A 13,745-nucleotide genomic window follows, 5' to 3' on the forward strand; every position below is an offset into this window, starting at 1 on the left:
GGTGTGTCACCGCCGGTTCGCCAGACGACGATTCATGGCCCCGCCGGCGCGCCGCATGGTGTCGCCGACGATCCCGGCGATCCTGCGGACGGCTCCGGCGACGGGGGAGGAGGCCCGCGCCACCGCGGGGACGAGTGGCCCCCGTTCGTAGTCGTCCTCGGCGTAGGGGGAGGACGGGCTCCCGCCGCTGGCCCCGGAGCCGACGTCGCGTGTGGTGGCGGCGTGGAGTTCGGCGCGACCGGGAGAGCCCACGACGTGGACCGCGGCGCCCGTGGGCGCGGTGCGCTGGCGGACCTCCCGCCGACCGTCGGTGGCGAACCCGTGCACGGGGACGTCGAGGCCGCCCGGGGAGAGATCGAACCCCAGCCAGGCGCGGTGGGCGGCGTGGAGTAGCGACGACGGCGCGAAGGGGAGCGCTAGCGGGGTGTCGGCCGCGGAGTCCAGGGGGAACTCACCCGCCCAGTAGGGCCGTTCGAACGGCAGAGGCATGCCCTCGTCCTCGACGATCCGGTCGTCGGCCCCGGCGAAGGAGCGCACGAGTCGGCCGGATTCCCAGCGGGCGAACCCGCTGACCCCGTCGTCGGGGTCGTGCGAGAACAGCAGGACCGTGGGTGCCTCGACGAGGCGTAGCCACGTCTCGTCGGTCGCGGACGGCAGGACGGGCTGCTCGAGCTGGGTCTGGAGAACGGTCAACCCGGGGTAGGACCCCACGTAGACCTCCCCGGGACCGGTCGATGCCGAGCGGTTGAGGGGGAACATTCCCAGCGAGGCGACGGTGACGGTCGGGTAGAGGCGGGAGAGCAGACGCCGGGCGAAACCGGGGTCCGACGGGTGGCCGGACCTGATGGGGGCGGACGGGTCATCGGTGCCCAGGTACCAGAAGGTCGCGACGTGGTGGCCCATGACAGGACTCAGTCATCCTTGCCGCGGACACCGAGCAGGACGTCCTCCCAGGAGGGCATGGTGGGATGCCGGCGGGTGGTGCGGCGCTCGGGTTCGGCCGGCGGGTGCTGGAGGAAGTGGTCGTCGACGGAGCCCACCGCAGCGGGCGATGCGGACTCCGGGGCGGGCTCGGCCGGGGGCTGAGTCCGCCCCACCGTGGCGGGGTCGGGTTCCCTCGACTCGGGTCGGACCGGGGTCGGCACGGAGCGAATCGGAGGAGGGCCCGGGGGGAGCGGGGGAGGGGACGAGACGGTGCGCAGGGCCGTGGCGCGGGATGGGTCGAGGATGCGCTGGGCCTCGTCGTCGAGCGCACGGGCCGACCCGCCGTGGGAGTCGGGGACGAACGACCAGGTCGCCGATGCGTCGTCCGACAGGCCGGCAGGCCAGGAGGTCCGCACGATCCACCCGCCGGCACGGTCGCGCCAGGCGTCCCACGCGACGACGTCCGGGTCCACACCACGATGATCGAGTGCGGACTCGACCCGGTCGGCGAGCGTGTCGAGCGCCGGCCCGTCCGGAAGGACCGGATGCGACGCGCGGGCGAGATCGGCGGCGTTCGCGCGCTCGAGGAGCACGGGGACCGCGAAACCCTCGATCCGGGACATCGGGACCCCGGCGTCGGCGGCGACGTCCTCGGGGGAGGCGCCGTGGCGGATACGATCCTGGATCTCGCGTGGGCGTAACGTGCCCGTCACGGGCACCCGCCGGGACTCCTCCGGGGGCACGGACTCCCCCCGCGCGGCGGCGCGGAACCGGTCGTCGAGGGGGAGGGCCAGCGTCTCGCCCGAGTCCGGGAGCTCACACTCGACCACGGACGAGTCGGCGTCCACCCCGATGATCCTCAGCTTCCGCATACCGCCTCCTCGACTCCTCGTGGGCCCGTGGGCGGCTGGAACGGCGCGTGCCCGGGTCCTGGGCGTTCCCCCCATGGTAGGTCAGCGCAGCCCACCCGGCGCGGTGACGGGCCGGGTGGGCTGCGGAAAAACCGTGGGCGGGCGCCCGGAGCGGCGCGCGGTCGGGGGTCAGCCGAGCTGGCCCACCACGTGGTCGATGCAGCGGGTTAGCCGAGTGACGTCCTCCGGCTCGATCGCCGGGAACATGCCGATGCGCAACTGGTTGCGGCCGAGCTTGCGGTACGGCTCGGTGTCGAGGATGCCGCCCGCCCGGAGGGTCTTGGCCACCTTCGCGGCATCGATGCTCTCGTCGAGATCGATGGTGCCGACGACCTGAGAGCGGTGGGCCGCCTCGGCGACGAACGGGGTGGCGTACTCGCTGGCCTCGGCCCAGTCGTACAGACGCGAGGACGAGTCCTTGGTCCGCGCGACGCACCAGTCGAGCCCGCCCTGGGTGTTCATCCACTCGATCTGGTCGGCGAACATCAGCAGCGTGGCCACGGCCGGGGTGTTGTAGGTCTGGTTCTTGGAGGAGTTGTCCACCGCGGTGGGCAGGGAGAGGAAGTCCGGGCACCAACGGTCGGTGGCCGCGATCTCGGCCACGCGCTCGAGGGCGGCCGGGCTCATGATGGACACCCAGAGGCCGCCGTCGGAGGCGAAGCACTTCTGCGGCGCGAAGTAGTACACGTCGGCGTCGGAGATGTCGACGGGCAACCCGCCGGCTCCGGAGGTGGCGTCGATGGCGACGAGTGCGTTCTCCGAGCCCGCCGGGCGGGTCACGGGGACCATCACACCGGTGGAGGTCTCGTTGTGCGCCCAGCCGATGAGGTCCACGGACGGGTCCGAGGTGGGCTCGGGAGCCGACCCGGGCTCGGCGGAGATGACGATCGGGTCGGCGAGGAAGGGCGCGCCGCCGGTGACCTTGGCGAACTTGGAGGAGAACTCGCCGTAGGTCAGGTGGAGGGACTTCTCGCGGACCAGGCCGAACGCCGCGGCGTCCCAGAACGCGGTGGTGCCACCGTTGCCCACCACGACCTCGTAGCCGTCGGGGAGGGAGAACAGGGAGGACAGTCCCTCGCGGACCCGGCCGACGACGTCCTTCACCGGCGCCTGGCGGTGGCTGGTGCCCATCACCGAGGTGGCGGCGGCGGAGACGGCCTCGATCTGCTCGGGGCGGACCTTGGACGGGCCGCAGCCGAACCGCCCGTCCGCGGGCTTGAGGTCGGCGGGGATGGTGGGCAGCTGATCGCTCATGCTCTTGGGGTGCCGTTCCTTGTGGTGGGATTTCCGAATCGGCTCCATCCTAGTCGGGGGCGCGTCGGGCCCGGAGTAGCGTCTGGGTCATGGAGGATCCCGCACTCGAACCGGCCGACTTCGACACGATGCGGGTCGGCTACGGCCTGAACGCGAGCCTGGACGTGGGCGATCTGCACGACGACTGGGTCGCGCTCTTCGCCTCGTGGCTGGACGAGGCCGGGCGCCGGGGGGTGCGCGAGCCCAACGCCATGGTGCTCGGCACCGTCGGTGCCGACCGCCGGCCGTCGACCCGGACGGTGCTGTGCAAGGGGGCGGACGAGCGGGGTCTGACCTTCTTCACGACGACGAGTTCGCGCAAGGGCGCGCAGTTGGCGCAGTCCGGCTACGCGTCGGCGACGTTCCCGTGGTTGGTGGTGGAACGGCAGGTCCACGTGGAGGGCGAGTGCCGACCGCTGGACCGGGCGGACTGCCTCGCCTACTGGCGTACGCGCCCCAGGGGGTCCCAGGTGGCGGCCTGGGCGTCCGAGCAGTCGCAGCCGGTGGAGTCCGTCGAGGAGTTGACCTCGCTCTACGCGATCGCGGAGAAGCGCCTGGCGGACGTCGAGGAGATCCCGATGCCCGACAGGTGGGGTGGGTACCGCCTCCGCCCGGACCGCGTCGAGTTCTGGCAGGGGGGCCGGGACCGGTTCCACGACCGGGTCGAGTGCCTCCGGGGTGACGGGGGGTGGACGGTCCGGCGACTGCAGCCCTGACGCCCGCCGAAGCCCCGACGCCGCCCGGTGGACGGGGCCCGGGGGGAGCGGACCGGTGCACGCTTCGAAGTGACGGCGACCGTCACGGTAGGGTGTGGCACAGCACATTCGTGGCGGGACATGGCCGCCGGGACCAGTCGTCGGAGAGGGAATCGCGTGACCGCAGGCTCGAACGGTTCGGACCGCAATGCAACACTGTCCTACCCCGGCGGTGAGCTCGAACTCGATGTGGTGGAGGCGACCTGCGGAAGCGACGCGGTGCAGCTGGGTTCGCTGCTGGCCAAGACGGGGATGACCACGCTGGACGTCGGGTTCGTCAACACCTCCGCGTGTACCTCCTCGATCACCTACATCGACGGCAACGAGGGCATCCTCCGCCACCGCGGGTACCCGATCGACCAGCTCGCCGACAACGCCTCGTTCCTCGAGGTCTCCTACCTGCTCATCTACGGTGAGGACCCCACCGAGGCCCAGCTCGCCGAGTTCACCGAGAAGGTGCTCGGGGAGACCGCGCTGCCCGGCCAGATGATGCCGTTGCTGCAGGCGTTCCCGCGCGACACCCACCCGATGCCCGTCTTCTCCGCCGGCGTGAGCCTGTTCGGAACGCACGGGGACGACCTGGACATCGACGACCCCAAGGCCGTCGACCTGGCCACCTCCCGACTGCTGGGCCGCGGCCCGACGCTCGCCGCCGCCATCGAGCGCATCCGCTCCGGTCACGGCGCCCTCGACCCGGATCCGTCGCTCGGGTACGTCCGCAACTTCCTCCGCATGACCTTCGGGCCGGACTACGAGGTCACCGACGAGGTCGCCGACGCCCTCGACATGCTGCTGGTGCTCCACGCGGACCACGAGCAGAACTGCTCCACCTCGACCGTCCGCATGGTCGGCTCCTCGGAGGCGCCGCTGTACGCCTCGATCACCGGCGGCATCAACGCCCTGTACGGGCCGCTGCACGGCGGTGCCAACCAGGCAGTGCTCGAGATGCTCGAGCGGATCGAGTCGGAGGGCGGGGACGCCACCGACTACATGGACCGTGTCAAGAACAAGGTCGACGGCGTCAAGCTCATGGGCTTCGGTCACCGCGTCTACAAGAGCTACGACCCGCGCGCCCAGATCGCCAAGAAGCACGCCCACGCGCTGCTGTCGCAGAGCAACGACCCCCTCCTCGAGATCGCGCTCAAGCTCGAGGAGACGGCACTGGCCGACGACTACTTCGTCGAGCGCAAGCTCTACCCGAACGTGGACTTCTACACGGGCCTCATCTACCGCGCGATGGGTTTCCCCACCGAGATGTTCACCGTCCTGTTCGCCCTCGGCCGGATGCCCGGATGGATCGCCCACTGGCGCGAGATGCGCGAGGATCCGTCCACCAAGATCAACCGCCCGCGCCAGGTCTACACCGGCCCGGCCGAGCGGAGCTTCACCCCGATCAGCCAGCGCTGAGCCCGGGAACCGGACTCCAGGAGGAGACACCATGGACAAGCCCGAGATCGACAGGCCGACGGGCCCCGCGCCCACTGACCTCCACAGCGAGGACCTCACGGTGGGGGACGGCGCCGAGGCGGTGGCCGGCGGCAACGTCACCGTCCACTACGTCGGTGTCGACTACGAGACCGGCGAGCAGTTCGACTCCTCGTGGGATCGCGGCGAGTCCATCACGTTCCCCCTCAACGGCCTCATCCAGGGCTGGCAGGAGGGGATCCCGGGCATGAAGGTCGGCGGTCGCCGCCAGCTGGTCATCCCGCCGGACAAGGCCTACGGCACATCCGCGGCCCTGCACCCGCTCGGAGGGAAGACCCTGGTCTTCGTGATCGACCTGCTCGACGCCTGACGAAGCGGCCGACGAGTCGCCCGACGCCCCGCCCCCACCTCGGGGGCGGGGCGTCGTCGTGTGCGCCTGGCCCGGCCCGCGCGCGGCGCGCGGGCGACCGCGGGTCCGCCCTACCCCTCCTGGTGGAGGGGCCGGCCCGCCCTTACCCCTCCTGGCGGAGGAACGGTGCGAGGGCGTCGAGCACGGCCGGGTCCTCGATCGTCGACGGGACGGTGACGTTCTCCTGACCGTCCGCGATCTGCCGCATCGTCTTGCGCAGGATCTTTCCCGAGCGGGTCTTGGGCAGGCCCTGCACGACCGTGCAGTCACGGAAGGTGGCCACCGCGCCGATCTCCTCGCGGACCATCGCCACCAACTCGGCGCGCAACTCCTCGGGGTCGCGGACCTGACCCGACTTGAGGACCACGTAGCCGACCGGCCGCTGGCCCTTGAGCTCGTCCTTCACACCGATGACCGCGGCCTCGGCCACGGCGGGATGGGTGGCGATCACGGCCTCCATGGAGCCCGTCGACAGGCGGTGTCCGGCGACGTTGATCACGTCGTCGGTCCGGCCCATCACGTAGACGTACCCGTCGGAGTCGACGTACCCGCCGTCCCCGGTGGAGTAGTACCCGTCGAAGACGGACATGTACGAGGAGATGAACCTCTCGTCGTCGTCCCACAGGCCCGACAGGGTGCCCGGAGCCATCGGCAACCGGATCGCCAGGTTGCCCTCCTCCCCGGCGGGGAGGGGGGTGCCCCGGGAGTCCAGGACGTGCAGGTCGTACCCGGGCACGGGCACCGTCGGGGACCCGGCCTTGATCGGCATAGGCTCGAGCCCGCGGAGATTGGAGGCGATGGGCCAGCCCGTCTCGGTCTGCCACCAGTTGTCCACCACGGGCTTGCCCAGTTTCTCCGTGGCCCACCGGTAGGTGTCCGGGTCCAGGCGTTCGCCCGCACAGAACAGGGTGCGCATGGCGGACAGGTCGTACTTGGCGATCTCGCCGCCCTCGGGGTCCTCCTTGCGGATGGCGCGGACGGCCGTGGGCGCGGTGAACAGCGCGGTGGCCCCGTGCTCGGCGATCACCCGCCAGAACGCTCCGGCATCCGGGGTGCCGACGGGCTTGCCCTCGTAGATGATGGACGTCGCGCCGACCAATAGGGGCCCGTAGACGATGTAGGAGTGTCCGACCACCCAGCCGACATCCGAGGCCGTCCACCACACCTCCCCGGGGCGGACCCCGTAGACGTTCCACATCGACCACGCCAGCGCCACGGCGTGGCCACCGTTGTCGCGGACCACGCCCTTGGGCAGGCCCGTGGTCCCGGAGGTGTACAGGATGTAGAGCGGGTCCGTCGCCCTGACGGGGACCGGTGCTGCCGGTTCCGAGGCCTCGACGGCACGGTCCCAGTCGATCCAGGTGGTGCCCGGTGTCTCGGGGAAGGTCTCGTCCGGGAACTGGTCCGGTCGGCCCGCCACGATCACGGTGCCCGGGGAGTGACGGGTGAGTTCCAGGGCCTTGGCGACCATGGGGAAGTAGGGGACCTTGCGGGTGGGCTCGATCCCGCCGGGCGAGGTCACCACGACCTTCGGCCGGGCGTCGTCGATCCGGATGGCCAGCTCCGGCGCGGCGAACCCCCCGAACACCACGGAGTGCACGGCACCGAGCCGGGCGCACGCGAGCATCGCGACCGCGGCACGCGGGACCATCGGCATGTAGATGACGACCCGGTCCCCCCGGCCCACGCCCTCGGCCGCGAGCGCGCCCGCGAAGGCCTCGACCTGCCCCAGCAGGCGGGAGTAGGTGATGGTCTCCTTGGCCCCGGTCACCGCCGAGTCGTAGATGAACGCGGCCTGATCCCCGCGTCCCGCCTCGACGTGACGGTCGATGCAGTTGTAGGAGGTGTTGAGCTCACCGTCGGGGAACCACCGGTAGAACGGCGGCCGTGAGCCGTCGACAGCCGTGGTGGGGGGAGTGGTCCAGTCGATCCCCCCGGCGGCCTCCAGCCAGAAGGCGTCGGGATCGGTGATCGAGAGCCGGTGGGCCTCGGCGTAGGTCGACGAGGTCGTGGAGTCCGACATCGGGTGAGCCCCTCTCGTGCGGGAGTGAAGCCCCCGATCAGCGCCGACGGCCTGTGACGCGCTTCACTCTAGTCCCAGGCCGAGGTCCCGATAGCGGGACATCCGCTCCGCGTACCTCCGCTCGGGGGGACGCCTCCGGACCTCGACCAGAGCCGCGGCGACGGCGTCGGCCAGCCGGTCGCAGAAGGCGTCCGGCTCGTCCGCCGCGTCGGGTCGCTCGGGTACCACCACGTCCACGATCCCCGCGCGGAGGAGGTCGGCCGAGGTGATGCCCTGCGACCGCGCCACCTCGGGCGCCCGGGAGGTCTCGTGGTACAGGATCGCGCTCGCCCCCTCGGGTGGGAGCGGGGCGAGCCACCCGTGTCGGGCGCACAACACCCGGTCGGCCGGGAGCATCGCCAACGCGGCACCGCCCGTGCCCTGGCCGAGGATCGCCGAGACGGTCGGGGTGGGCAGCGTCACCAGATCGGCGAGGCTGCGGGCGATCTCGCCCGCGAGGCCACCCTCCTCGGCTTCACGGGACAACGCGGCGCCGCGGGTGTCGATGAGCAGGACCAGTGGGACCCCGACCTCGGCGGCGATCCGCATCCCCCGCCGCGCGGACCGCAGCGCGGACGGGCCGAGCGGGCTCGTCTCGTTCTCCGCGTCACGGTCCTGGGCCAGCACGACGGCCGACTGGCCCCGGAACCGGGCGAGGGACAGCAGCAGGGACCCGCTGTCCTCGCCCTGCCCCGTGCCCGAGAGCGGGACCCGGTCCGGGGCGACACGTTCCAGGAAGGACCGGGCGCCGGGGCGGTCGGCGCGGCGGGAGCGGACGATGGCGTCCCACGCGTCCGGCGGTGCGGCGTCGTCGGTCTCCGGCTCGGGGACGGGACCGTGCGGCGGCGCCGGCTCGTCCTCGGACGGCGGGTCCTCACAGAGCACACGCAGTGCCCGGGCGGTGAGGTCGCGGACCCCCTCGGGAGGGAGCACGCCGTCGATCATCCCGCGGCGGGCGAGGTTCTCCGAGACCTGGACGCCCTCGGGGAAGGGCGCGTCGTAGAGCGCCTCGTAGACGCGCGGGCCGAGGAACCCGATCAGCGCGCGGGGTTCGGCGACGGAGACGTGGCCCAGCGAGCCCCAGGAGGCGAACACCCCTCCGGTGGTCGGATGGCGCAGGTACACCAGGTAGGGCAGTCCCGCCGACTTGTGCCCGGCGACGGCGGCGGAGATCTTGACCATCTGCAGGAAGGCGATGGTGCCCTCCTGCATGCGGGTCCCCCCCGACGTCGGGGAGGCCAGGATCGGCAGGCGTTCGGCGGTGGCGCGCTCGATCGCGGAGACGATCCGCTCGGCCGCCGCGATGCCGATCGATCCGGCCAGGAAGTCGAACTCGCAGGCGATGAACACGACCCGCCGACCCAGCAGTCGTCCTTCGCCGGTGATGACGGACTCGTCCACCCCGGAGTCCCGCGCCGCGCGCTCGAGGGAGGCCTCGTAACCCGGGACCGAGTCGACCTGGGGCGAGCGCAGCGGAGCGGAGTCCCAGGACCGGAACGACCCGTCGTCGAGGACCATGTCGAGGATCTGCAGAGCTCCGGTTCGCGCCATGGACGCATCGTACGGTGAGCGCGTTCACCAGCAGGTATCGTCGGTCGCGGGGTGCAGGGTAGTACCCCCGCGGCGCACCGGACCGCGACGTACCAGGAGGCCCCGCCGCCATGATCGACACACGCAGGGACGGTTCCGTCGCCGTCGTCACCATCGACCGGCACAGCACCCGCAACGCCCTCGACGCGGAGGTGTGCACGGCCCTGCGGGAGGCGATCGAAGCCGCGGGTGCCGCGGCAGAGGGCGAGGACCCGGTCCGCGCGATCGTCGTGACGGGGGCGGGGACGGCCTTCTGCGCGGGAGCCGATCTGTCCGGCGGCGTGTACAACCTCAACTTCTACGACGCCCACGCGGGGATGCTCAGGGCGGTGGAGTCGGTGCCGGTCCCCGTGATCGCGGCCGTCAACGGGCCCGCCGTGGGCGCCGGGGTCCAGCTCGCCCTGGCCGCCGACCTCCGCGTGGTGGCACCCGGCGCGGTGTTCGCCGTCCCCGTCGTCAAGGTGGGCCTCGCGCTGGACAACTGGACGATCAAGCGGCTCGCCAACGTCGTCGGGGGCGGGCACGCGCGGTCGGTCCTCATGACCGCTCGTCCGGTCGGGGCGGACGAGGCGGCCCGGATCGGGCTGGCCAACGAGATCGGCGGCCTGGACACCGCGATGGAGCTGGCGGCCGAGATCGCGCGGTTCGCCCCGCTCAGCCTCCGGCACATCAAGTCCGTGATCAACGACGACGACGCCCGGCTCCTGCCCCGCGACGAGCACACCGAGCTGCAGCAGCTGGCCTGGCACAGCGAGGACATGGCCGAGGCGCGCGCCGCCCGCGAGGAGAAGAGGCCCCCCGTGTTCCGCGGGAGATGATCTGACCGTCAGCGGGCCCGGACGGATACCATTCCAGCGCCCGGATCCCGCCGACGTGGCGACTGGCATACGCCCCGGGGACCGGAGACTGACAGGGGGAGAGCCGCGGATGGCCGCCAGGCACAGTGCGTCGACACAGAGGGAGAGGTCGACGGCGCGCAGGGTCGTCCAGGTGGGGCTGGGTCTCCTGGCGGCGGTCCTCGTGGTCGGGGTCGTGGTCGCGGGCCTGTCCAGGGCCGGGGTGGGAGGGTTCTGCGTCGACGCGGCCGAGGTCACCGTGGCCGCCGAGCCCGACATCCTCGCACATGTCGAGACCCTCGCGGACGAGGCGGGGGGATGTCATTCGTACGAGGTCTCGGCGGTCTCGTCCGCGGACATGGCCGCTCGGGTCGCCGCCCGGCAGGCCCTTCCGGACATCTGGGTCCCCGATTCGGCCATCCGGCTCGCACAGGTCTCCCAGGACGTCCAGATCCCGTTCGAGACAGTTCTCAACTCCATCGCGTCGACCCCGGTGATCATCGCCTCGCGTGGGCCCGCGCCGGACATGCCCACGTGGACCTCCGCGCTCGCGATGCCGGGACTGGCGATGGGGGACCCGGTCCGGTCCGGAATCGCGGACGCCCCCATCCTCGCGGCGACCTCCGAGGTCGAGTCGATGCGCTCGACCCCGGAGGCGCTCGCCGCCTCCATGGCCGCGCTCGCGCAGGGCCGGGCGGGGCGCGCGGACGTGCCGCCGACCGCCCGCGAGCTGCTCGACCGGGTGACGGTCGCAGGGGGCACCGCGATCGTGAGCGAGCAGAACGCCGAGAGGGCCCGACGTGACGCACCGGAGGCGGGCCTCGTCCTGACCGCCCCGCGCACCGGCGCCGTCTTCCTCGGGTACCCCCTCGCCGTCACCACCCAGGATCCGGTGCGCAGGGACGAGGTCGTCGGAGCGGCCGAGGAACTGCGTGCCGCCACCGGCTCGCCCGGGTTCACGTCCGGCCTCGCCGAGGACGGGTTCCGGCTCGCCGACAGGTCACCGCTCGCCGGCGGGGCCGGGGTCGGGGAGGTCGAGGCCCTGGTGGTCCGCGACCCGAACCGCCTGCACGGGGCACTCCAGCGATGGCGGCTGCTCGCCATGCCCGGACGGTCACTCGTCCTGGTGGACACCTCGGGCTCGATGGGGTTCGCCATGGCGGACACCGGGGTCACCCGGATCCGGACACTCGTCGAGACCGCCGACGCGGGACTCGCGCGGTTCCCTGACGACGCCGCCCTCGGCCTGTGGGCCTTCGGTGGGGACGCGGGTCTGGACGGGCGCCCCTACCGCGAGGTCGCCCCGCTCACCCGCCTCGACGCCCCCACCCCCGAGGGGAGCCACCGCGATTCGCTGGCCGGCGCCCTGGCGTCGCTCCCCGGGCTGGTCGGCGGAGGGACGGATCTCCACCGGACCGTGCTCGACGCCTACGCGGCGGTCCGGTCGGGCTACGACCCCGACATGATCAACTCGATCATCGTGATCTCCGACGGGGCCGACGACACGGTGTCGGAGCTGACCCGGGACGACTTCCTCCTCGCACTCCGGGGCATGGTCGACCCGTCCGAGCCGGTGATCGTGGTGACCGTCGGCCTGCTCGACGACGCCGACCCGGAGACCCTGGCCGAGATCGCCCGGGTGACCGGGGGGAGCAGTCATGTCGCGCAGACGACCGACGAGATCGTCCGGGTGTTCGCCGACGCCGTCGGTCGACGGGGCGGTGCCTGACCCCGACGCCGGCGCCGACCCCCCCCGGATGAGGTGGCTCCGCCCCCCGATAGGGGTGGTGTCACCACCGCGTTTGCCTCCGTCGGCCCCCCGGGGCGGATTGGCCTCGGCAAACCCTTGTGTCCCGTGTCACACTTCTCCAGTCCTAGTCTGTGAGGCGCATCACTACAGAGGTGTGGCTCGAGAGAACTGAAACGGAGGACCTCCGTGTCCCAGCCAGCTGATCCCCCGGTGGGAGGATCGTCACGACGCAGCCCGGAAGCGGCTGACTTCGAGGCGATGCACTCCAGCCCGGAATTCCAGGAGTTGCGCAGCAAGTTCAGGGCCTTCGTCTTCCCCATGACGATCGCCTTCCTCGTCTGGTACTTCCTGTACGTGCTACTGGCGGTCTACGCGACCGACTTCATGGCGACCAGGGTCTTCGGGAACATCACCTGGGGGCTGATCATCGGTCTGGCGCAGTTCGTCACCACGTTCCTCATCACGTTCCTGTACATCCGGTTCGCCAACCGGGTGATCGACCCCCGCGCGGAAGCGATCCGCCACGAGCTGGAAGGTGAGGTGGCCTGATGGGCGACTGGCTGATCAACATCCGTGAGCTCACCCCGGGGGAGCAGGTCGGCTCCACTCTGCTCAACATGGTCGTGTTCGGCATCTTCATCGTCGTCACCATGACGCTGGTGCTGCGGGCGTCCAAGTCGACCAAGTCGACCAAGGACTTCTACACCGGTGGCTCCACCTTCACGGGGCCTCAGAACGGGTTCGCGATCGCCGGCGACTACCTCTCGGCGGCCTCGTTCCTGGGCATCGCCGGTGCCATCGCCATCAACGGTTACGACGGCTTCCTCTACTCCATCGGCTTCCTGGTGGCGTGGCTGGTGGCGTTGATGCTCGTCGCCGAGCTGATGCGGAACACCGGTCGGTTCACCATGGCCGACGTGCTGAGCTTCCGTCTCAACCAGCGGCCCGTCCGCATGGCCGCCGCCCTGGCGACTCTCGCGGTCTGCCTGTTCTACCTCATCGCCCAGATGGCGGGCGCCGGCGGTCTGGTCGCCCTGCTGCTCAACATCAACGATTCCACCGGCCAGGCGATCGTCGTCGCGGCCGTCGGGATCCTGATGATCGTCTACGTGCTGGTCGGTGGCATGAAGGGCACCACGTACGTGCAGATGGTCAAGGCCGTGCTGCTCGTGGGTGGCGTGCTGATCATGTGTCTGTTCGTCCTGGTGGCGGCGCGGGGCAACTTCTCGGCACTCCTCGGCGAGGCCGTCGCCAACTCGGGTAAGGACCTCCTCAGCCCGGGTCTGCAGTACGGCGCCACCGAGACCAGCAAGCTCGACTTCATCTCCCTGTCGATCGCCCTGGTCTTCGGTACCGACGGCCTGCCCCACGTGCTGATGCGCTTCTACACGGTCCCCACCGCCAAGGAGGCCCGTCGCTCGGTCACCTGGGCGATCGCGCTCATCGGGTCCTTCTACCTGTTCACCCTGGTCCTCGGCTTCGGTGCCGCGGCGATGGTGGGATCGGACGTCATCGAGGCGGCGCCGGGTGGCGTGAACTCGGCGGCCCCGTTGCTGGCCTTCGCGCTGGGTGGGGAGATATTCCTCGGCATCATCTCGGCGGTGGCCTTCGCGACGATCCTCGCGGTGGTCGCGGGCCTGGCGATCACCGCCTCGGCGTCGTTCGCCCACGACATCTACAACGGTGTGATCAAGCACGGCAAGGCCACGGAGAAGGCCCAGCTGCGCGTGTCCCGGATCACCGTCGTGGTGATCGGTGTCGCGTCCATCATCATGGGCATCGGCGCCATG

12 protein-coding genes are annotated in these 13,745 nt (G+C 71.4%); 7 read left to right on the top strand and 5 right to left on the bottom strand.

The window, feature by feature from the left end:
* Window positions 1-6: 6 nt before the first annotated feature.
* The 3 genes from ABD250_RS06470 to serC form a co-directional block, all read right to left on the bottom strand.
* On the bottom strand, window positions 7-903 hold the full coding sequence (locus ABD250_RS06470) for a DUF6928 family protein (protein ID WP_182658386.1): 897 nt from the start codon (window positions 901-903) through the stop codon (window positions 7-9).
* Window positions 904-911: 8 nt separating this feature from the next.
* On the bottom strand, window positions 912-1,796 hold the full coding sequence (gene sepH, locus ABD250_RS06475) for a septation protein SepH (protein ID WP_182658385.1): 885 nt from the start codon (window positions 1,794-1,796) through the stop codon (window positions 912-914).
* A gap of 168 nt (window positions 1,797-1,964) precedes the next feature.
* A complete protein-coding gene (gene serC / locus ABD250_RS06480; protein ID WP_182658384.1) occupies window positions 1,965-3,089 on the bottom strand; it encodes a phosphoserine transaminase in 1,125 nt (374 codons plus the stop codon).
* Window positions 3,090-3,178: 89 nt separating this feature from the next.
* Between serC and pdxH the strand changes: the two genes are divergently transcribed.
* The 3 genes from pdxH (at window position 3,179) to ABD250_RS06495 (ending at window position 5,678) form a co-directional block, all read left to right on the top strand.
* Window positions 3,179-3,844, top strand: coding sequence for a pyridoxamine 5'-phosphate oxidase (pdxH, locus tag ABD250_RS06485; protein ID WP_179524669.1), 666 nt, complete (start codon window positions 3,179-3,181; stop codon window positions 3,842-3,844).
* 156 nt (window positions 3,845-4,000) lie between these two features.
* Window positions 4,001-5,290 (top strand): citrate synthase, encoded by a 1,290-nt coding sequence (locus ABD250_RS06490; RefSeq protein ID WP_182658383.1) that lies wholly within the window; start codon window positions 4,001-4,003, stop codon window positions 5,288-5,290.
* A 31-nt stretch (window positions 5,291-5,321) separates the two neighbouring features.
* The gene (locus ABD250_RS06495) at window positions 5,322-5,678 is read left to right on the top strand and encodes an FKBP-type peptidyl-prolyl cis-trans isomerase (RefSeq protein WP_182658382.1); all 357 of its coding nucleotides are present in this window, start codon (window positions 5,322-5,324) and stop codon (window positions 5,676-5,678) included.
* A gap of 142 nt (window positions 5,679-5,820) precedes the next feature.
* Here ABD250_RS06495 and ABD250_RS06500 read toward each other — a convergent pair whose 3' ends face one another.
* The gene (locus ABD250_RS06500) at window positions 5,821-7,740 is read right to left on the bottom strand and encodes a propionyl-CoA synthetase (protein WP_182659528.1); all 1,920 of its coding nucleotides are present in this window, start codon (window positions 7,738-7,740) and stop codon (window positions 5,821-5,823) included.
* 63 nt (window positions 7,741-7,803) lie between these two features.
* Complete coding sequence (locus ABD250_RS06505; RefSeq protein WP_344391368.1) at window positions 7,804-9,330, bottom strand: carboxyl transferase domain-containing protein; 1,527 nt, start codon at window positions 9,328-9,330, stop codon at window positions 7,804-7,806.
* 110 nt (window positions 9,331-9,440) lie between these two features.
* Here ABD250_RS06505 and ABD250_RS06510 point away from each other — a divergent pair, with 110 nt between their 5' ends.
* The 4 genes from ABD250_RS06510 to ABD250_RS06525 all read left to right on the top strand — a co-directional run.
* Window positions 9,441-10,187, top strand: coding sequence for an enoyl-CoA hydratase (locus tag ABD250_RS06510; protein WP_344391371.1), 747 nt, complete (start codon window positions 9,441-9,443; stop codon window positions 10,185-10,187).
* A 109-nt stretch (window positions 10,188-10,296) separates the two neighbouring features.
* Complete coding sequence (locus tag ABD250_RS06515; RefSeq protein WP_344391373.1) at window positions 10,297-11,934, top strand: VWA domain-containing protein; 1,638 nt, start codon at window positions 10,297-10,299, stop codon at window positions 11,932-11,934.
* 279 nt (window positions 11,935-12,213) lie between these two features.
* Window positions 12,214-12,504, top strand: a complete 291-nt coding sequence (locus ABD250_RS06520) for a DUF485 domain-containing protein (RefSeq protein ID WP_179524675.1) — start codon at window positions 12,214-12,216, stop codon at window positions 12,502-12,504.
* A partial coding sequence (locus tag ABD250_RS06525) for a solute symporter family protein (protein ID WP_344391375.1) occupies window positions 12,504-13,745 on the top strand: 1,242 nt, incomplete at its 3' end. The genes ABD250_RS06520 and ABD250_RS06525, both read left to right, overlap by 1 nt.

This window comes from Dietzia cercidiphylli (assembly GCF_039531545.1).
Lineage (GTDB): Bacteria > Actinomycetota > Actinomycetes > Mycobacteriales > Mycobacteriaceae > Dietzia > Dietzia natronolimnaea.